Source organism: Microbacterium aurantiacum, assembly GCF_021654035.1.
GTDB classification, from domain to species: domain Bacteria; phylum Actinomycetota; class Actinomycetes; order Actinomycetales; family Microbacteriaceae; genus Microbacterium; species Microbacterium aurantiacum.
Map to the genome: position 1 here is coordinate 603,716 of NZ_JAJPDW010000001.1, position 19,955 is coordinate 623,670.

Below are 19,955 nucleotides of genomic sequence, written 5' to 3' on the forward strand. Positions count from 1 at the left end.
AGACGGAGGAGGCGCGAGGTCGCATGGGCAAGACAGCGGACGCGATCGCGGAAGGCGTCGCCATCGCGACGGCCGCCGCCCGGCTGACGGTGCGCAACCACATCCTCGTCGAGACGATCGCGCACGGTGCGCCGTTCGATCCGGCCGCCTTCGCGCCGTTCGCCCACGACACGCTGATCGCCCTCGCCGACGAGCAGCAGCAGGCGGGTGACCTCGCGCGGCGTCAGGCGAAGAAGGCGTGGGGTCGGTTCAGCGATCCGGACGGCACGCACGACTACCGCGACCGCGACACCCGCAATCTGCGGAAGCGCCGACGGCAGTACGTCGGTGTCGCCAAGGAGCTCCGGCGCCGCGCTGAGGACCCGGAGGCCGTCCGCGAGCTCGTCGAGCATGCGCGGGATGCGGCCTGGGGAGACGTCGAAGCGAACCTGCAGCGACGGCTCACCGTCGAGGGCATGCGACCGGACCTCGACCCCGACTACGAGCGCATGCGCGCGGCGCGGATGCAGTCCCTCCGCCTCGTGGATCTGCCCCGACTCGCCGCTCATCGCCGACACGTCACGGCAGCCGCGGCGGAGGCCGCCGGCGACGCGCCCGACTGAACGGCGTCGATTCGCGAGGGCGGCGGGGGTCATGTATTCTGGTCGCTGGCCCGCGGGAGATCGCGGGCCGGGCGCCCGTAGCTCAATGGATAGAGCATCTGACTACGGATCAGAAGGTTAGGGGTTCGAGTCCCTTCGGGCGCACACTGTGTTGAGACAGTGAGAAAGCCCCGCCGGTTCGCCGGCGGGGCTTCTTTCTTTCCCGCCCGGCTCTTCCAGTCAGCGGACGCGGCGTGCCCGCGAAGGCTCAGGGGTGTGCGCCCGATACGCGGTGAGGATCCGCTCGAGGTACTCGGTGATGATCCGCTGCTCGTCCTCGTCGAAGTGGTCGAGCTCGGCATCCAGCCCGCGCACCATCGGCATGAGGATCGACATCGCTTTGGCTCGGGACGAGTCCGTCGGGACCACGCGCACGGCGCGGCGATCCGACGGGTGAGGCTCCCGGGTGACGTGTCCGAGGTCGACCAGGCGATCGACCGCGGTGGTCATCGCCGCGGTGGTGATCCCGAGCCGGCGGGCGAGCTCGCTCGGGCCGAGCGGTCCCTCCTGCAGGAGGTGCTCCATCGCGTCGAGGTCGGTGGCGTTGACGGAGAGCTCTTCGCCGAAGGCGGCCTCGAAGTCGGCCGAGGTCTGGATCAGTTCGCGCAGAAGGACGGTCGGACGCCGCGGCATCATGCCCGCGGCTGCGCCCGCGGGGGGAAGGGGGGCATCCATGCGGAAATCGTACCCGCACGTATGATCGCTCGGCTAGTATCTAGGCAATCTAACTACTTTGTGATCTGATCAGCTCGACGCCCGCACCCGCACCCCCCTTCATTCCCTCCCGAGGAGTCGTCATGGCCGCTCTGCTCCGCTTCATCACCTCCGCCCGAACATCGTGGATCGTCCTGATCCTCGCCGTCGCCGCGGCCGGGGGGATCTTCGCCCTGGGCTCCGGCTCGGACGGCGACACCGCGCCGCCGGTCGGTCTGCCCGACACAGCCGAGTCCCGTCAGGTCGACGCGCTCCTGGAGGAGCTGCCGAGCGCCGACACCACCTCGGCGCTCCTGGTCTTCTCCGGCGGCGGGGAGGAGCTGACGGAGGAGCAGCTCGGCCAGATCACCCAGAACGCGATGGGAGAGCTGGCGGAGTTCACCCCGGAGGGGTTCGTCCCGCCGGCGCAGGTGTCCGATGACGGCACGGTCGCCCTCGTCGTGGTGCCGCTGGAGCCCCTCCCGACCGTCGGCGAGCAGTCCGAGCGGGCCGCCGAGATCCGGGCCGCGGCCGCGACGGACCTCGACGGGGTCACGGTGTACTTCACCGGCGCCGAGGGCTTCGAGGTCGACATCGCCGCGGTCTTCGAAGGCGCCGACTTCACCCTGATCCTCACGACCGTCATCGTCGTGGCGATCCTCCTGCTCGTGACCTACCGGAGCCCCACCCTGTGGATCGTCCCGCTGATCGTCGTGGGTGTCTCGGACGTCCTGGCGGGCATCGTCGCCGCCCGGGTGGCGTCCGCGGTCGGAATCCAGCTGGACGCCTCCACCACCGGGATCCTGTCGGTGCTCGTCTTCGGCGCGGGCACGAACTACGCCCTGCTGCTCATCGCCCGATACCGCGACGAGCTGCGCAGCTACGCCGACCGGCGCGCCGCGATGCGCAGGGCGCTCCGCGGTGCCGGTCCCGCGATCATCGCGAGCGGCTCGACGGTGGCACTGGCCCTTGCGACCCTCCTGTTCGGTGAGCTGTCGGGCAACCGGGCGCTGGGTCTCGCGTGCGCCGTCGGGATCGTGGTCGCGATGATCTTCGCGCTCTTCGTTCTGCCGGCCGCGCTCGTCCTCTTCGGGCGCTGGATCTTCTGGCCCTACATCCCGCGCTTCGGTTCGGCCGACGCGCTGTCACGCAGCCCGTGGGGCAAGCTCGGCCGCGCGGTCGCCCGTCGCCCCGTCGTCGTGGCCACGAGCGGGTTCGTCCTGCTCGGCATCCTCGCCAGCGGTGTCTTCTTCGTGCAGACCGGCCTGTCGCAGAACGACCGGTTCCTCCAGAAGCCCGAGGCCGTCGTCGGTCAGGAGGTGCTCGCCGAGGCGTTCTCGGCCGGGTCCACGTCGCCCTCGGTGGTGGTGGTGCCCGTCGACGAGGCCGACGAGGCCGCCGCGGCGCTCGCCGACATCGACGGAGTCGACAGTGCCACGGTCGGCGAGCAGAACGACGACATCGCGCGCATCGACGTGACCCTGTCGTCTTCGGCGGAGACCGAGGAGGCGCTGGCGACCGTGGAGCGGATGCGGGCGGCGCTGGACGACGTCGGCTCAGGCGAGGGCCTCGTCGGCGGTCTCGACGCCCGCGCCCTCGACGTCGCCGACGCCCAGGCCCGCGACCAGGCGCTGGTGATTCCGCTGATCCTGGTGCTGGTGTTCATCGTGCTGGTGATCCTGCTCCGCGGGTTCGTCGCGCCGATCCTCCTGCTGCTGGCCGTGGTGGCGAGCTTCTTCTCGGCCGTCGGTGCCAGCTGGTGGCTGTTCCAGACGCCGCTGTTCGGCTTCCCCGCGATCGACACCAACGTGCTGCTGTTCAGCTTCCTGTTCCTCGTGGCGCTCGGGGTGGACTACAGCATCTTCCTCGTCACGCGCGCTCAGGAGGAGGCGCGCACGCGGGGGACGACCCAGGGCATGATCCGAGCGCTCGCCGCCACCGGTGCGGTGATCACGAGCGCCGGCATCCTGCTCGCGGCGGTCTTCGCCGTGCTCGGCGTGCTGCCGCTGATCACCCTCACCCAGATCGGCATCATCGTCTGTATCGGCGTGCTCATCGACACCCTCCTCGTGCGGACGGTGATCGTGCCGGCGCTGGCATTCCGGACGGGCGACAAGTTCTGGTGGCCGCGTCGTCCGGAAGCGACGGATGCCGCTGCCGCCGAGGCCGGCATCGACGCCTTCACCGCCCTGGAGGTGGAAGACGAGGAGAACCGCACGTCACGCCGTAAGAAGACCGTCGCGGTCTGACCCTCACGGCTGCTCGCAGCCGGTGATCCCCGTCCCGCTCAGGCGTGGGCGGGGATCACCCGCAGCCACACGAAGCCGTGCGGCGGAAGGGCGAGCCCCTGGGTGAGGTCGCGCATCTCCAGACCGATCAGGTCCCACGCCTCCGCGAGGAAGCCGCTCAACGTCAGCGGGTCGACGAGGACGAGGTCGTCGCCGACATTGGCGAGCACCAGGACGACCGATGCCCCCTCCTCCTCACCGCTGCGCTGGAATCCCAGCACCGAGGGCAGATGCGCGTCGAAGCCCACCAGGGCGTTTCCGGCCAGCTCCGGCGTGGCCGCGCGCACCCGCACCAGCTCGGACATCCGCGCGAAGACCTTGCCCGCGATCGTCGTCGGATCCTCGCTCTCCGCGTAGCGTTCGGTCGGATACGCGGGCCGATTCACCCAGCGGCTGTCGTCGGCCGTCGCGGGGTCGTCGCGGAATCCGTAGTCGTTCAGTTGGGCGACCTCGTCGCCGAGGTACAGCAGCGGGATCCCGCCCGTCGACATCGCGATCGCGTGCGCGAGGATGACGCGGTCGACCCCACCGGCGTCCCCGGCCTCGATCCCGGCGAGGGATGCGGTCGTGCCGGTCACGCGCGCGTCGCCGGTCTTGGGGTTCTCCTGAAACGGCACGCCCCGGGCGAACGAGCCCGGGAAGCGGCCGACGTAGAAGTCGTTGAGGAAGCGCCGATGATCGAACCCGTCGATCCCCAGCTCCGCGGCATCCTCGTCGGCGAAGGTCCAGCCGATGTCGTCGTGACTGCGGACGTAGTTGACCCACGCGGTGCCGTCGGGCAGGGCGTGGCGCCGTTCCAGCGCCTGCTGTAGAAGGCGGGCATCCCGGGTCGCCAGAGCCTCCCACGTGAGCGCCATCTGCAACGGGTTGTACGAGATCTGGCATTCGCCGGGGGAGATGTACTGGATCACCTCGTCCGGGTGGACGATCGCCTCGGACTTGAACAGCAGGCTCGGAGCCGCCATCCGAAGCACCTCGTTGAATGCCTGGAGGAGCAGGTGCGCCTCGGGGAGCGACTCGCACGTGGTGCCGAGTTGCTTCCAGATGAAGGCGACGGCGTCCATCCGCAGGATCTCGACGCCGCGGTTGGCGAGGAAGAGCATCTCGCCCGCCATAGCGCGGAAGACGGCGGGATTGGCGTAGTTCAGATCCCACTGGAAGTGATAGAACGTCGCCCAGATCCACCTTCCGTCCTCCAGCTGCACGAAGGCGCCGGGGTGATCATCGGGGAAGATCTCGCGGACGGTCTGCTCGTACGCATCCGGCATCTCCCGGTCGGGGAAGATCAGGTAGAAGTCCTCGTACCCGGGCTCGCCGGCGATCGCCTTCCGCGCCCACTCGTGCTCGTTCGAGGTGTGGTTGAAGATGAAGTCCACCACGAGCGAGATCCCGGCGAGCCGCAGTTCGGCGGCGAGCTCGGTGAGCTCGGCCATCGTGCCGAGGGCCGGGTTCACGCGCCGGTAGCTCGACACCGCGTAGCCGCCGTCGCTGTTGCCCTCGGGGCTGTCGAAGAGCGGCATCAGGTGCAGGTAGGTCAGTCCCAGCTCCTGGAAGTAGGGGATCTTCTCGCGGATGCCGGCGAGCGAGCCCGCGTACCGGTCGACGTAGCAGACGCCGCCGAGCATGCGTTCGGACTGGAACCACTCCGGATCCTCTTCGCGTCGCTCGTCCAGCGCCTTGAGCTCGAGTGGGCGTGCGCCCCAGGAGGCGGCCGCCTCTGCGACCACGGCGCTCAGCTGCTCCTGCGCGTCGGGGCGCTCGCCGTACAGGCGGCGGAAGAGTCCGTGCAGGGTCGGGAAGTGCGCGTCGAAGCGTCGACGGAACGCGGGATCCAGAGTGCCGGCGAGGTCTTCCGCCGCGGCGAGGGCGGCGGTGCGGTCGACGTCGACGTCGGTGGCGAGGTGTGTCATGGTTCTCCTGTCGCCGCGATGCTAGCGCGACGGTGCGGTCAGGGGGGTGGAGGCGAAGGCGAGCAGGTGGGTGCGGGCGGACTCCGTGGCCGCGGCGACCGCGCCGGCGGCCACCACGTCCGCGCCGAGCGGGGAGGCGACGAGGTCCGGCGCGGGGAGGTGCATCTCGTTCTGGATCATGGTCCGCGCGGGCACGAGTGCGGACTCGATGCTCTCCGCGACGGCGCCGCAGAAGATGATGCGCTCGGGATCGAAGAAGCCGCCGAACACGGACGCGATCCGCGTGATGACCCGCGCGGAGCGCACGATGATGTCGACGGCGTCCGGGTCGCCCTCCCGCGCGGCGGCGAAGACGGCGGGTGCGGTGAGCTCTGACGGGGACAGTCCGGCGAGGCGGCTGCGGGAACCGATGCGCCCCTGCTCCGCGGCCTGGCGGGCCCACGTGGCCACGTGGACGCCGATCCCGTCGACGCTGCCGACGCCCCTGACGTGATCGAAGGGGATGAGTTCGCCCGCGCCGCCGTGGGCGCCGCGGAGGAGGTGGCCGTCGATCACGACGCCGGATCCGAGGCGGTCGCCGGCGAGGATTGCGACGAAGTTCCGGCATCCGATCGCCGCGCCGTGGACGCTCTCGGCGACGGCGGCGAGGGAGGCGTCGTTCTCCACGCGTACGAGCGGTGCCCAGGGCGCCGCGGTGTCCGCGAGATCGGGATTCATCCGATACCAGAAGTCGTTGTGCCGCGCGGGCGAACGTCCGGCCCCGTCGACCGGTGCGGGCACGCCCACGCACACCGCCACGACGTGCTCGCGGGCGATCCCGGCGTCGGCCAGAGCCGCGTCGATCACGGCGGCCACGACCTCCTGTCGCCGGACGGGATCGTCGAGATCGGTGGTGAGCTCCCGTGACACGCGCGTGAGCGGGCGCCCGCGCAGATCCGCCACGGTGGCGATGACGTGCGTCCTGCCGGCATCCACGCCGACGACGGATGCCGCGTCCGGTCGGAACGCGAACCGACGCGCCGGGCGTCCCTTCCGGTAGTCGCCGCCGACGCGGGCGTTGGGGAGCTCTTCGACCACGCCGTAGCGGATGAGTTCGTCGATGGCCTCGATCGTCGTCGAGCGGGTGAGCCCGACCCGGGGCATCACGTCGTTGCTGGTGAAGGTCTCGTCGTCCCACACGGCGGCGAGGACGGTCTCGACGGAGGCGCGAGCCGCGCGCGGGACCCCTGTCGCATCGATGTCGGACATGCCCTTGACCTCCCCGTCCTTCTCCTGCATTATTGTCCACGCCACATTGATTCGGACAAAAAATATAGTATCCGCATCAACACGTTCAGCAACAACTACAACGTCTCGTTCGCCTCGTACCTGATGGCGATGGCGCCCGCGATCATCGTCTACCTCTTCACCCAGCGCTGGGTGATGGAGGGCGTCACCCAGGGGGCGGTCAAGGGCTGACCGGCCCGCCCCGCACTCTCCGTCCAAACCGTCCACACCCCTCGCTCGAAAGAAAGGCATTCTCCCCTCGTGAACACGCTCGCCCCCGCGCACCCCCGCACCGCCGCCGACGAGACCGAGACCTGGTGGCGCCAGGCCGTGGTCTACCAGGTCTACCCGCGCAGCTTCGCCGACGCGGACGGCGACGGCATCGGCGACCTGCCGGGACTGATCTCCCGCGCTGACCACCTGGCCGAGCTTGGCATCGATGCGGTGTGGCTGAGCCCGTTCTACCCCTCAGCACTCGCCGACGGCGGGTACGACGTCGCCGACTACCGCGACGTGGACCCGCGCCTGGGCACCCTCGAGGACTTCGATGCCCTGGTCGACGCGCTCCACGCCCGCGGCATCCGGGTCATCGTCGACATCGTGCCGAACCACAGCTCCGACCAGCACGTGTGGTTCCAGGAGGCGCTCGCCGCCGGGCGCGGGTCGGCGGCCCGCGAGCGGTACATCTTCCGCGAAGGACAGGGGCCGGACGGTGCGGAGCCGCCGACCGACTGGGAGTCGGTGTTCGGTGGACCGGCGTGGCACCGCGTCGCCGACGGCCAGTGGTACTTCCACAACTTCGCGCCCGAGCAGCCCGACTTCAACTGGGACCACCCCGAGGTGCGCGAGGACTTCCTGCGCACCCTGCGGTTCTGGTCGGATCGAGGCGTCGACGGCTTCCGCGTGGATGTCGCGCACATGCTGACGAAGGACCTCAGCGAGCCGCTCCCCACGCGCGCCGAGCTGGAGGTGCTGCCCTTCGACGGGCACCACCCCCTCATCGACCGCGACGACGTGCAGGAGATCTACGCCGAGTGGCGCGCGGTCTTCAACGAGTACGACCCGCCGCGCACCGCCGTCGCCGAGGCGTGGGTGGATGCCGCGCGCGTGCCGCGCTACGCCAACCCGCAGAGCCTCGGCCAGGCGTTCAACTTCCAACTGCTGCAGGCCGACTTCGACGCGGGCGAGTTCCGCCGCGTCGTCACGCACAACCTCGAGCTCGCCGCGGCCTCCGGATCGTCCAGCACGTGGGTGCTGTCGAACCACGACGTGGTCCGCCACGCCACGCGCTACGGGCTCCCGCCGCTCGGCGAGGAGCACCGCGGGCGCGGCGCCGAGAAGCACGGGTCGGCGTGGCTGCGGCGCGGTGCCGATGAGGCCGAGCTCGACCGGATCGGCGGCCTCCGGCGTGCGACGGCGGCGACGCTATTCATGCTGGGGCTGCCCGGTTCGGCCTACCTGTACCAGGGCGAGGAGCTGGGTCTCCACGAGGTCGGCGACATCCCGGCAGCCGACCGGCAGGACCCCACGTTCTTCCGGACCCAGGGTGATGAGATCGGCCGTGACGGATGCCGCGTCCCCCTGCCGTGGTCGGCCGAGGGGTCGTCCTACGGATTCGGCGACGGGCAAGCGCACCTGCCGCAGCCGGCGTGGTTCGCCGAGGTGGCGGCGGATCGCCAGGCTGAGGACGAGGGCTCCACCCTCGCCCTCTACCGCCGGGCGCTGCGCCTGCGGCGTGAGCTCCAGGATGCCGAGGACCTGACCTGGATCGACACCGGTCGCGACGACGTGCTGCGCGTCGCGCGCCCGGGCGGATGGGAGATCGTCACGGTCTTCGGCTTGGAGCCGTACGACCTCGGCGACGCCGGACGCATCGTGCTCGCCACCGTCGCGCCCGAGGGACGCCGCGCCGCGGGGGAGAGCACCGTCTGGCTCGCCGCCGACTGAGGACGGCTGTGCGGGGTCCCGCCCGCTCGGGGGCGCGGATTCGCGGGACGCCGCATAGCCTGGAGCGATGAGCGCCTACATCTCGGCGTTCGAGCTGTTCTCCATCGGTGTAGGACCCTCGAGCTCCCATACGGTCGGTCCGTTGCGGGCGGCCGCCGACTTCGTCTCCCGGCTCGATGAGGCGGGGGTGCTCGACCGCGTCGACCGCGTCACGTGCGAGCTCTTCGGGTCGCTCGGGGCGACCGGCATCGGCCACGGCACCCCCGACGCGGTCGTGGCGGGCTTGCAGGGGCACGTGCCCGAGACCGTCGATCCCGCGCTCGTGCGCGGAGCGTGGACCACGTGGCCGGACGACGCGGAGCTGTCGCTCGGCGGGCGGCGCGGCATCCGCTTCTCGAAGGCGGACGTCGTCCTCTCGCCGCGCACCCGGCTGCCGGGGCACCCCAACGCCATGACGCTGCGGGCTACGGATGCCGGCGGCGCGGTCGTCGGCGATGAGACGTACTACTCCGTCGGGGGCGGGTTCATCCGCCGCGACGGGGAGCCGCCCGCGGTGCGCGCGGCGGAGTTCCCCCTCGACTTCGCCAGCGCCGAGGAGCTGCTGGCGGTCTGCGACGAGCGCGGGATCAGCATCGCGGAGGCGGCACGGCTCAACGAGCAGGCACTGCGCGGCGAGGAGGAGCTCGCTGAAGGCCTCGACGCGATCTGGGCGGCGATGTCGTCGTGCGTCGAGGCGGGGCTCCGCGCCGACGGGGTGCTCCCGGGGATGCTCCGGGTCCGCCGGCGGGCGGCGGCGATCCGCGCGCAGCTGGAGGATGCCGAAGCCGGCGGACACCGTGAGCTGCCGGGGGAGTGGCTCGGTGCGTTCGCGCTCGCCGTGAACGAGGAGAACGCGGCCGGTGGGCGGGTCGTGACGGCGCCGACCAACGGGGCCGCCGGGATCCTTCCCGCGGTGGCGATGTACTGGTGGCGCTTCCTCGCCGACTCGGGGCTCGGGGCGGGGAACGCGGTGACGCCCTACGGCGAGCTCGTCGGCAGCGCGCTCCTCGGGTTCGGTGCGCACGGCGGTGGCAGGCCGGGGGAGGGAGAGCTTGCGGACGAGGACGCCGTGGCCGACGCGAACCGGCGGCGCGGCATCCGTCGGTTCCTGCTGACTGCGACGGCGCTCGGATCGCTCTTCAAGGCGAACGCGTCCATCTCGGGCGCCGAGGGCGGGTGCCAGGCCGAGGTCGGGTCGGCGTGCGCGATGGCGGCAGGCGGGCTGACGGCGGTCATGGGCGGGACGAACCGCCAGATCGAGAATGCGGCCGAGATCGCCATGGAGCACCACCTCGGGCTCACGTGCGATCCGGTCGGCGGGCTGGTGCAGATCCCGTGCATCGAGCGGAACGCCATCGCGGCCTCGACCGCGGTGACCGCCGCGCGGCTGGCACTCCGCGGCGACGGGAGTCACTACGTCTCACTGGACGCGGTCGTGGAGACCATGCGTCAGACCGGTATCGACATGTCGACGAAGTACAAGGAGACGAGCGAGGGCGGTCTCGCCGTCAACGTCATCGAGTGCTGACGCGCGGGCGCCGGAGTTCGGCGTGCGCGTTCATGTGGCAGTCGTCGCCCCCTCCCCGTTCGCGAGGCGGCGAGAACTGCCACTTGAACGTACGTCATCGCGGGCGCGTGCCATCCCACCCTCGGCGTCGGAGCACATCGTCGACGATCGCAACCGCAGTGCGCCGGTGGCGGACGTGCCGCGCGGTGAGGCGGACCACCTCCCAGCCCAACGCGGAGTACGCCGCGTACTTCTCGATGTCGCGGTCCCACTGCGCGCGGTCCACGCGGTGATGGTCTCCCTCGATCTCGACGATCGTGCGGTAGGTGGGGTAGACGAACTCGCTGATTCCGACGAGGCGTCCCTGACGATCGCAAACCTCGATGTCGAGATCGGCATCAGGAAGGCCCGCCGCAGCAGCATCGAGGCGGTAGTCGGTCTCGAGCGGTGAGGCGCTGCCCTCGCGGATGAGTTCGAGCGCCGTGCGGAGCTTTCGCGCGCCGATGCGGCGGCCGGCAGTGAGGGAGGCGCGGAGGTCGTCGATCGTCGCGAGGCGCGCGTGCGGCATTTGTGATCCGACTGAGTCGCGCGGGACGCGCACGAAGGCATCGCCGAGGATGACGAGCTCCCGGACGTCGAGTTCGGCGCCGAGCATCGACCACGTCGAGGCCGGGTCGGTGGCGCGCAGGCCGTCGACGACGGTGGCGCGGAGGTATTCCGGACGGGACTTCACGCCGCGGATGCCGATCCGGCGCGGTGCCCGCATCGGATCGGGGACGGCGACGACGAGGTCGGGACCGGGATCGAGGGGAGCCCCGAGCAGGACGGCCGCGGTCCGCCCCGCGAACACCGCGTGCGCCGGCATGATCTCGGCGTACGCGCTCGCGAGGCGACGGGTGCGCTCGCGGACCTCGCGCTGCCGCGCGAGCGGGTCGATTCCGGATGCCGGGGGCTCGGCATCCGGGACGGTGCGCACGCCGCGGAACGGCGCGGCGAGATCCTTCGCCCGAAGCCGCTTCGGCGAGACGCCGGCGGCGCGGGCGTCTCCACAGGAGAAGGCAGGGCCGAGACCGCCGGGGAGGGGGCGTGGTGCGACGGGCATCGCCTCACCCTTCCGCGCGCTCCCGCCCCCGCGGGTCGACGCCGCGTCACTCGTGGACGGCACGCTCCGCTCGGCGCCCCGCTGCTCCCTGGGGAGGAGGGGCGCGCGGCCGTCATCCCGCCCCTCGAGTGGCAGTCGTGGCCCCTTCGCCCGGCGCGAGGGGGCGACACGCGCCACTCGAACGCGCGTCCCCGCGACGTGTTCGCCGAGGGCGAACACGGGTGGGTGAGGGTGAATCTGGCACTCGGCACCCGAGAGTGCTAATCTCGTCGTAGTTGAGTCGAGTGGACTCAACTCCAGAACCACTCGAGAGGAGAACACCATGGCCACGTACGACCCCTTCCGTGACCTCGACCGCCTCGCCACGAGCCTCTTCGACACGCGCCGCGGCCCGCGCCGCATGCCGATGGACCTCTACCGCGACGGCGACCACTACGTCCTGACCGCCGACCTCCCCGGCATCGACCCCGGTTCGGTCGACGTCGACGTCGACGGCCAGCTGCTCACGATCCGCGCCGAGCGCACGCTTCCGTCCGGCGACGGCGTGAAGTGGATCACGCGCGAGCGCGAGGCAGCGAGCTTCCTGCGTCAGCTGAACCTCGGCCAGGGCATCGACACCGAGCGCATCTCGGCGAACTACAGCAACGGCGTCCTGAGCGTCACGATCCCCGTCAGCGAGAAGGCCAAGCCCCGCAAGATCGAGGTGATGGCCGACGGCACGAATCCCGTCATCCAGGCGCACGAGAGCGCCGACGGCCCGCAGCCCGTCGAGCAGTGATCGTTTCGTCGACTCCGTGAGAGGAGCCCGTCCGCACCCCGCGGGCGGGCTCCTTCGGCGTTCGGGTCGTCAGTCCGACGCGGGTCGGCGACGGAGCTTCGCCGTCAGATCGCGTAGCTGTGCGAGCTCGGCGTCGTCGAGAGGGGACATCCGTTCCGCGATCGCCTTGCCGTGCGCCGACGCGACGCGGCGGAAGACGGCGGCTCCGGCATCCGTCGCGGTGACGAGCGAACCGCGTCGGTCATCGGGATCGGCGCACTTCGTCAGCAGTCCGCGCGAGACCATACGGTCGACGAGCCGCGAGACGCTCGGCTGGCTGATGAGCATGTTGGCCGTCACATCGCGGAGGCGGGCGGTCATCTCCGGCCCGCGGGTGACGGTGAGGAGCACGTCGTACTCGGCCTGGCCGAGCTCGTCGTCGAAGTCGCTGCTGATCTCGTGGAACACCTCGTGCTGCGCCCGGAAGAGGCTTTCCCAGGCGTCGATGGCGAGGCGGCGATCAGTCATGCAGACCAGGGTACGGCCGAGAGGGCCTCGCCGTAGGCTGGCCGCATGGCGACGCGCAGACTTCGGTCACTTTTCGGTGCTCGAGCGGCGGGGGCGGTCGCGATCGTCGCGGCCCTCACCGCGACGACGGGGATGATCGCTGCGGGCGCGGCATCCGCCGAACCGGTGAGCGCGGTGTCGACGGATGTCGACGACTTCACGTTCGACAGCATGGATGTCGAGTACTCCATCGGCCGCGGCGAGGACGGCGCGAGCGCCCTGACCGTGGCGGAGACCTTCGTCGCCCGCTTCCCCGAGTACGACCAGAACCGCGGCATGCGGCGGATCGTTCCGGACTCCTACCTCGGCGCGCCGCTGAATCCGCGGTTGATCTCGATCACGGATGCCGACGGGAACCCCCGCGAGAGCGAGACCGACAGCGACGACGGCGCCTACGCGATGACGTCTCGCGCCGACGACTACGTGCGCGGCGAGCAGTCGTACGTGTTCACCTACACGCTCGACAACGTGGTGCGCTTCTTCGACGACACCGGCGTGCAGGAGTTCTACTGGGACGTCAACGGCGTCGACTGGGCGCAGCCGTTCGGCGAGGTCTCCGCGACCCTGCGGGTGCCCGCGGAACTCGCCGATTCGCTCACCGGTGATCAGGCCTGCTACGTCGGCACCCAGGGGTCGACGCAGACGTGCGACATCTCGGTGCAGCCGGGACAGCTCGGCGCGGTGCTCATCGAGGCCTCCGCGCGGGATCTGGCGCCCTACGAGACGATGACGATCGCCGTCGGTTTCGCTCCCGACACCTTCACGCCGTTCGACGGCAGCTACGTCGCCTCGCCGCTCGGGTGGTTGCAGGCGGCGTTCGGCGCGCTGGGCCTCGGTGCGCTGGGATGGGCGATCGCGGTGCGGCGCCGACACCTCCGCGACGCGCCGGGTCGACCGACGATCATCGCCGAGTACGCGCCGCCGCCGAACATCGACGCACTCGAGAGCGCGGTCCTGCTCGGCAAGACCGCGAAGGCCATCCCGGCCGAGGTGCTCGAGCAGGCCGTCGTCGGCAGCATCCGCATCGAGGAAGCGGGGAAGAAGATGTTCGGCGGGGTGAAGCTGAAGGCCGTGCTGATCGACCCGTCGCGGGCGGACGGCGACGGGCGGATGCTGCTCGATGGGCTCTTCCCGCAGCCGGTGCCGGGTGCGGAATACGAGTTCGGCTCCTCCGACACGCGGTTCTCCACGGCGGCGCGGAAGATCCTCAGCCTCGCCGACAAGGAACTCACGACGCGGGGTCTTCGCCGACCGGTTCCGGCGGGCACGCGGGCGTGGCCGATGATCCTGTCGATCCTGGCGGCGATCGGCGCGACGATCTTCGGCGTGCTCGCGCTCGAGGCCTACCTGACCCCGGCGGTGACCGTGCCCGTCCTCATCGGGTCGTTCCTCCTGGTGTTCCTCGTCGCCGGGCTCATCTCCCGTCGGCCCCTGACGTCGGTCGGCGCCGAGACGCGCGACCACCTCGCGGGGCTGAAGACGTTCATCGAGTGGGCCGAGGCGGACCGGATCCGGATGCTGCAGTCGCCCCGGGGCGCGGAGCGTCGCGCGGTGGATGCCGCCGGAGACGCGATCGACCCGGACGATCCGCGGCAGATGCTCGTGCTGTACGAGAAGCTCCTGCCCTATGCGGTGGTGTTCGGCCAGGAGAAGGAGTGGGCCGATCGGCTGGCCGTCCTCTACGACCGGACGGGCACGCCCGGCTGGTACGTCGGGACGACGGGGTTCAACGCGGCCGCGTTCTCGTCGGGGATCTCGAGTCTCTCCGCGACCGCCAGCGCATCCACGTCGGGAGGCTCCAGCGGTGGCGGGTCAGCCGGTGGCGGAGGCGGCGGCGGTGGTGGGGGCGGCGTCTGACGCGAGGCGCCGGCCCCGGCGTCAGGGCAAGAGCAAGGGCCGGTCGGAGAGGCGTCCGACCGGCCCTTTTCCCTGCACCAAGAGTGTCCTGCAATCACATGTCGGCAGCTGCCACAGCAAAACAACTACCGTGCAAGCACTCTATAACGGTGAGGTAACGGTGGCAAGGGGTCTCGTTATCTTTCTGTGACTTTCATCGCACCACGACGGTCACGGACTTGCTCTCCGTCGTGCCCGCCGCGTTCACGAACTCCACGCGGTACGTGTGCCGCCCGCGCGGGGCGTCGACGACCTCCAGTCGGGCGACCTGTGCCGCGGGCGTCCGTGCCTCGAGCGTGCCCTCGGCGACGAGGACGTCGTCCTCGAAGAACCGGTAGGACGTGGCATTCGTCCCCCACCAGAGGTTCGCGGACACCGTGTACGCGCCGTCCCGGTCGTGGTTGTCGTGGCTGAGGACGGGGACGCCGGGGGCGGCATCCTTCACCGTGACGGTGGTCCCGCCGACGGCGGTGATGCCGCGGGAGTTCACGATCTCGCCGGTGTACCGGTACGTGCCGTTCTTCCGTCCCTCGACCGCGACACGCGCGCTCTGCGCGGCGGAGCCAGCGTAGGCAAGAGGTACCGATTCCAGCAGCACGCCGTTCTCGTAGAGCCGGAAGGTCGAGCCGTTCTCGCCCCACCAAAGGTTCATCCGCACGGTGTAGTCGCCATCCTGCAGACCCGTGTCCCAGCCGTTGTCGTGCGAGAGCGTTCCCCGCGCAGGAACGGATGCCGCGGCATCCGTGTCTCCGACACGCACGAGCTCGACGTCATCGATGGTGCCCCACGCGCCCGCGGGGACGTCGATGCGGACGGTGACGGTCGCCGCCCCGCCGTCGTACACGGCGACGGCGTCGGTGACGGGCGTGGACCAGTTCCGCCATCCGTCCATCGCGAACGCGGCCGTCGCCTCCTGCTCGTCGGGGTGTGACGTGACCGAGAGTGCCATGATGCTCTCGGCGTCCTCGCCGTCGCCCTGGAGAGATGCGGAGGCCCGATAGGTGCCCGCGGTAAGACCGTCCACCCGCTGCGAGAGCGTGAAGGTCGATCCGGTCTCGGACCAGAAGTGCACGGAGCGCTCACCCGATCGGGGGTCGTCCCAGGCGCGGAGCGTCGCGCCCGTTCCCTCCAGACGCCACATCGTGGTGTCCGCCGACTCGAACCCGGGATTCTGGAGCAGGTTCGGTGCCCGCACCACGATCGTCGCGGTCACGTCGCCGACACCCTCGACGACCCCCGGCACGCGGTACTCGCCGGGGCCGGCGGTCCACTCGCGGGTGTCGCTCCACGTCACCGCGGTCCGCTCAACGGATCCGTCGTTGTACGACACGGAGAGGGTGTCCGGGAGCACCGCCTCTTCTCCCGCGACGATCTCGATGCGGACGGTCTCCACGTCCGACACCGCGCGGGGCGCGACGGCGCCGGTCCGGGCGTAGTCGAAGACGCGCAGGGACTCCAGCGCCGTGCCGTCGACGGCGAACAGCGCCTGGTTGTCCCAGGCGGATCCGCCGAAGTACTCTCCGGCGTCGCGGGGTTCGTAGGAGCCTGCGAAGCTCGTCGCCCAGCCGGATCCGTCGCGCTCCCACAGGACCGCGTTCTGCTCCCGTTCCGACGGCGGGCCCACCGGCAGCCACGCGGGCTCCCAGTAGTAGACGCCGATCCCCGCCTCGCCGACGTCGACGACGGCGTCGATCACGTCGCGCACCGCGGTCGCCTGTCCCTGCACGCTGACGGGGTAGGCCGTGGCCTCCTCGGGGAGATCGATGACGTTGCCGTGACCGTCGCCGTCCTCGAGTGTGTGGGCCCAGGAGGTTTCGGCGACCATGACCTTCTTACCGTGGGTGTCGGCGACGTCCCGCAGTGCCGCGGTGAGGTCGGCGAGGGACCCGTGCCAGAACGGGTAGTAGGACGACGCGAACACGTCGTAGTCGACGCCGCGCGTCGCCAGCTCGCGCGCGTAGCCCGCGTATCGACCCGGTGTCTGCGGGTCGGTGAAGTGGACGGCGACGAGGGCGTCGGGCAGGACGCTGCGCACCGCGGCCGAGCCGGCGGAGAAGATCTCGGCCATGCCCGCCCAGCCGCTGACGCCGGCGACCATGCCGTTGGTCTCGTTGCCGATCTGCACCATCCGGATGTCGACGCCTGCCGCGACGAACCGCTGGAGGGCATCCGTGGTGAACGCACCGACGGCGGCGGCTTTCTCGGACACGCCCAGACCCGCCCACGCTTTCGGCGACTGCTGCTTGGCCGGGTCCGCCCAGAAGTCGGAGTAGTGGAAGTCGACCAGCAGGCGGAGGCCGGCCGCCGTCGCGCGCTCGCCGATCTCGACGGCGCGCGCGACGTCGACGTTCCCGCCGCCGTATCCGCGTCCTTCCGCGTCGAAGGGGTCGTTCCACACCCGGACGCGGATGTCGCTGACCCCGTTCTCCGCGAGGATCTCGAACAGATCGCCCGGGGTTCCATCGGCGCGCCGGAACACCACGCCGGAGGCCTCGAGCGACAGGACGGAGGAGACGTCCATGCCGGTGATGAAGTCGTCGGGCATCCCCTCGACCTTCTCGACGGTGATGCCCGCCGGGACGGGCGGGCCGTCGGTCGGTTCGGCGGCGGATGCGGGAGCGGCGAGGCTCCCGACCAGGGTGAGTGCCGCGAGGACGGCGATCACCCCGCGGGTGCGTGCGTGGAACATGCGTTGTCTCCGATCTTCTTCGATGCGAGAGGTCTTCTTCTCCGCGAGAGGGGTGAGCGCGGCGGCTCGGTGGGATCAGCCCTTGACGGCACCCTGGGTGAGGCCGCCGACGATGAATCGCTGCAGGGACAGGAACAGGGCGAGGACGGGGAGGGCCGCGATCACCGTTCCCGCGGCGAACAGTCCCCATCGCGACGTCAGCTGATTCGACACCCACTGGTACATGCCGACCGCGAGCGTCCAGTTGTCCTCGGACGTCAGGACGATGCGGGCGAGGATGAAGTCGCCGAACGCGGCGATGAAGGCGAGGAGGCCCACGACCGCCAGGACGGGGGTCACCAGCGGCATGATGAGGCGCCAGAAGATCTGCGCGTGGGTCGCGCCGTCGATCTTGGCGGATTCGTCGATCTCGAGCGGGATGGAGTTGAAGAACCCGTACATGAGGAAGGTGTTCGCGCCCAGCGCTCCGCCCAGGTACACGCAGATGAGGGCCAGCTTGGAGTTGATCCCGAGGGCGGGGACGACCTCTCCGAGAGCGAGGAGCAGAAGGAAGATGGCGATGAAGGCGACCGTCTGCGGGAACATCTGGATGATGAGGAGCCCGGTCAGGCTCGCCCGGCGTCCGCGGAACCGGAAGCGCGAGAACGCGTAGGCGGCGGCGGCTCCCATCACCACGGCGCCGACGGATGCCGCGCTCCCGATGAGCAGCGTGTTGCCCACCCACGTCCAGTAGCTCGTCTCGCCCAGCGCGGCGAAGTTGTCGAGGCTGAAGGCGGTGAACAGGGCGCTGCTGCCGGCGAGGCTGCCGCGGGGATTGAACGCCGCCGAGAGGACGTAGATGAGGGGGAACGCGGCGTAGAAGACGATGACCACGGCGACGGGATACTTCCACCCGACCTCGACCCACCACCGGCTGCGCTTGGTGGGGGTGCGGCGAACGGTGCCCGTGGGGGCGGCGGATGCGGACATCACTGGATCTCCTCGAGCTTGCGCGTCTGGCGGAAGGCCACGGCGGAGACGACGCCGATGACGATGAACACGATGATCGACAGGGCGCTGGCCAGCCCGTAGTCGGCGGCGCCTCCGGAGACCCCCGAGATCTTGTAGATCGCGGTGATCAGCAGGTCCGTCGCACCGAGTCGGGATGCCGCGCCGGGGATGGCCGGCCCGCCCTCGGTGAGCATGTAGATGATCGTGAAGTTGTTGAAGTTGAAGGCGAACGACGCGATCGCCAGGGGAGCCGTGGACACCAGCAGCAGCGGGAGGATGATCGAGCGGAAGCGGCGCCAAGCGCCGGCGCCGTCGATCGTGGCCGCCTCCATCGTGTCGCCGGACAGCGACTGGAGCGCACCGGTGCACACGAGGAACCAGTACGGGTAGCTGAGCCACAGGTTGACCCAGAGCACGGCGAACCGGGCGAGCCACGGGTCGCCGAGCCAGTTGATGTCGGCACCGAAGAAGAACAGGTCGTTGATGACGCCGAACTCCGAGTTCAGCATCCCCCGCCACAGGAGCGCCGTCATGAACGCGGGGAAGGCGTACGGGAGGATGATCAGCATCCGCAGGAATTTGCGCGCGCGCACGCGCGGATCGTTGAAGATCAGCGCGAACAGCAGGCCGAGCCCGAAGCTGGACACGACGGTGAGGATCGCGAACGCGAAGGTCCACGCCATGACCTGGATGAGCGGGGTGCCCAGCGACGGGTCGGTGAAACCGCGGACGAAGTTCTCGAACCCGACGTTGACGTACCAGCCGGCGGGGAGGGCCGTTCCGTCGGCGGCGACGAAGGATCCGCGGTCGGTCGCCTCGTAGATGGTGCCGGTGGAGGTGTCGGTGATCGTCTGGGCGTCGGCATCCCACACGAGGGTGGAGGTGTAGACGGAGCCGCTCGTGCCGTCCCGGGTGCGGATCGAGCCGTCGTTGGGGTCGTCGCTGACCGGGACGCGGAGGGCGGCGATGACCTGCTGGAGCTCCGCATCGGTCAGGACGTCGGCGCGCGGGACGACCGTCCAGCCGGGGACGTCGGTCGGCGCGCCCGCGGCGCCGGCCGTGGCGCCGGGGACTTCGGCGAGGGGCTCCGTCTCGGTGCCGACCAGCACCTCGCCGTCGTCGGTGAGGGCGAAGCCGTACTCGCCCAGGCGTTCGACCACCGCGAGGGGATAGGTGGGTGCGCCGTCCACGCGACGCTCACCCTGGATGAGGGCGGCCTGCACCGCCTGCTCCTGCGAGCCGGCGTGACCGGTGCCGTAGTTCGTGAAGGCGATGTAGGCGGTGTAGCCGAAGATGAAGATCTGGAAGACGAACAGGAACACCAGGCCCGGCAGCAGGTACTTCATCGGCAGGGCGCGCTTGGTGAGGTAGACCACGTCGGCGATCACGACGAGGGCGACCGAGCCGCCGAGGATCAGCCAGGACTCGGCCGCGAATGCGGCCAGCGCGATCGACAAGCCGAGGGCGTTGACGAGCGCGAGCAGGGCGATCTTGACGAAGAAGCCCCAAGGGATGCGGCGGCGTGCGGGGAACGCGGCGCCGGCTGCGCCGGGGGCGCGGCGCACGGGTGGGCGCTCGGCCGTGCGTTCTTCGGTGGTCATGACATGTGCTCCTGTCCGGCGTGCGGCGCTCGAGGGGTGGGGCGGGTGCGCGGTGGTCACCC

General features: G+C 70.5%; 14 protein-coding genes, 1 tRNA gene and 1 pseudogene. 8 read left to right on the forward strand and 8 right to left on the reverse strand.

From position 1 onward, the window contains the following. Positions 1-23: 23 nt before the first annotated feature. Together LTL01_RS02885 and LTL01_RS02890 are read left to right on the forward strand one after the other, a co-directional pair. Positions 24-602, forward strand: a complete 579-nt coding sequence (locus tag LTL01_RS02885) for an asparagine synthase (protein WP_236967341.1) — start codon at positions 24-26, stop codon at positions 600-602. Between the two features lie 71 nt (positions 603-673). Further along, positions 674-746 (forward strand) — tRNA-Arg (locus tag LTL01_RS02890). Positions 747-821: 75 nt separating this feature from the next. Here LTL01_RS02890 and LTL01_RS02895 read toward each other — a convergent pair. After that, complete coding sequence (locus LTL01_RS02895) at positions 822-1,316, reverse strand: MarR family winged helix-turn-helix transcriptional regulator (protein WP_236967342.1); 495 nt, start codon at positions 1,314-1,316, stop codon at positions 822-824. 122 nt (positions 1,317-1,438) lie between these two features. Here LTL01_RS02895 and LTL01_RS02900 point away from each other — a divergent pair, with 122 nt between their 5' ends. Further along, on the forward strand, positions 1,439-3,583 hold the full coding sequence (locus LTL01_RS02900; protein WP_236967343.1) for an MMPL family transporter: 2,145 nt from the start codon (positions 1,439-1,441) through the stop codon (positions 3,581-3,583). Positions 3,584-3,621: 38 nt separating this feature from the next. Here LTL01_RS02900 and LTL01_RS02905 read toward each other — a convergent pair whose 3' ends face one another. Together LTL01_RS02905 and LTL01_RS02910 are read right to left on the reverse strand one after the other, a co-directional pair. Continuing rightward, a complete protein-coding gene (locus LTL01_RS02905; protein ID WP_236967344.1) occupies positions 3,622-5,532 on the reverse strand; it encodes an amylosucrase in 1,911 nt (636 codons plus the stop codon). 21 nt (positions 5,533-5,553) lie between these two features. Continuing rightward, entirely contained in the window at positions 5,554-6,780 is a 1,227-nt protein-coding gene (locus LTL01_RS02910) for an ROK family protein (RefSeq protein ID WP_053548871.1), read from the reverse strand. 84 nt (positions 6,781-6,864) lie between these two features. Between LTL01_RS02910 and LTL01_RS02915 the strand changes: the two are divergent. The 3 genes and pseudogenes from LTL01_RS02915 to LTL01_RS02925 all read left to right on the forward strand — a co-directional run. Then, positions 6,865-6,990: pseudogene (locus LTL01_RS02915) on the forward strand (carbohydrate ABC transporter permease); the annotation flags it as partial. A gap of 69 nt (positions 6,991-7,059) precedes the next feature. Beyond that, positions 7,060-8,745, forward strand: coding sequence for a glycoside hydrolase family 13 protein (locus LTL01_RS02920; protein ID WP_236967345.1), 1,686 nt, complete (start codon positions 7,060-7,062; stop codon positions 8,743-8,745). Positions 8,746-8,812: 67 nt separating this feature from the next. After that, the gene (locus tag LTL01_RS02925) at positions 8,813-10,312 is read left to right on the forward strand and encodes an L-serine ammonia-lyase, iron-sulfur-dependent, subunit alpha (RefSeq protein ID WP_236967346.1); all 1,500 of its coding nucleotides are present in this window, start codon (positions 8,813-8,815) and stop codon (positions 10,310-10,312) included. A 94-nt stretch (positions 10,313-10,406) separates the two neighbouring features. Here LTL01_RS02925 and LTL01_RS02930 read toward each other — a convergent pair whose 3' ends face one another. Beyond that, the gene (locus LTL01_RS02930; RefSeq protein WP_236967347.1) at positions 10,407-11,393 is read right to left on the reverse strand and encodes a putative endonuclease domain-containing protein; all 987 of its coding nucleotides are present in this window, start codon (positions 11,391-11,393) and stop codon (positions 10,407-10,409) included. A gap of 322 nt (positions 11,394-11,715) precedes the next feature. On the opposite strand from LTL01_RS02930, the gene LTL01_RS02935 reads away from it, so the two are divergent. Next, on the forward strand, positions 11,716-12,171 hold the full coding sequence (locus tag LTL01_RS02935; RefSeq protein WP_236967348.1) for an Hsp20/alpha crystallin family protein: 456 nt from the start codon (positions 11,716-11,718) through the stop codon (positions 12,169-12,171). A gap of 69 nt (positions 12,172-12,240) precedes the next feature. On the opposite strand, the gene LTL01_RS02940 is transcribed toward LTL01_RS02935, so the two are convergent. Further along, the gene (locus LTL01_RS02940; RefSeq protein WP_053548832.1) at positions 12,241-12,678 is read right to left on the reverse strand and encodes a MarR family winged helix-turn-helix transcriptional regulator; all 438 of its coding nucleotides are present in this window, start codon (positions 12,676-12,678) and stop codon (positions 12,241-12,243) included. Between the two features lie 45 nt (positions 12,679-12,723). On the opposite strand from LTL01_RS02940, the gene LTL01_RS02945 reads away from it, so the two are divergent. Beyond that, positions 12,724-14,574, forward strand: a complete 1,851-nt coding sequence (locus LTL01_RS02945) for a DUF2207 domain-containing protein (RefSeq protein WP_236967349.1) — start codon at positions 12,724-12,726, stop codon at positions 14,572-14,574. Positions 14,575-14,767: 193 nt separating this feature from the next. Here LTL01_RS02945 and LTL01_RS02950 read toward each other — a convergent pair whose 3' ends face one another. From LTL01_RS02950 to LTL01_RS02960, 3 genes are all read right to left on the reverse strand, one after another. Then, entirely contained in the window at positions 14,768-17,302 is a 2,535-nt protein-coding gene (locus tag LTL01_RS02950) for a glycosyl hydrolase 53 family protein (RefSeq protein WP_236967350.1), read from the reverse strand. Between the two features lie 75 nt (positions 17,303-17,377). Continuing rightward, positions 17,378-18,271 (reverse strand): sugar ABC transporter permease, encoded by an 894-nt coding sequence (locus LTL01_RS02955; RefSeq protein WP_236967351.1) that lies wholly within the window; start codon positions 18,269-18,271, stop codon positions 17,378-17,380. Next, positions 18,271-19,893 carry an ABC transporter permease subunit gene (locus LTL01_RS02960; protein ID WP_236967352.1) on the reverse strand — a complete coding sequence of 541 codons (1,623 nt, stop codon included), beginning with the start codon at positions 19,891-19,893 and terminating at the stop codon, positions 18,271-18,273. Before LTL01_RS02960 ends, LTL01_RS02955 begins: the two co-directional genes overlap by 1 nt. Positions 19,894-19,955: the final 62 nt, after the last annotated feature.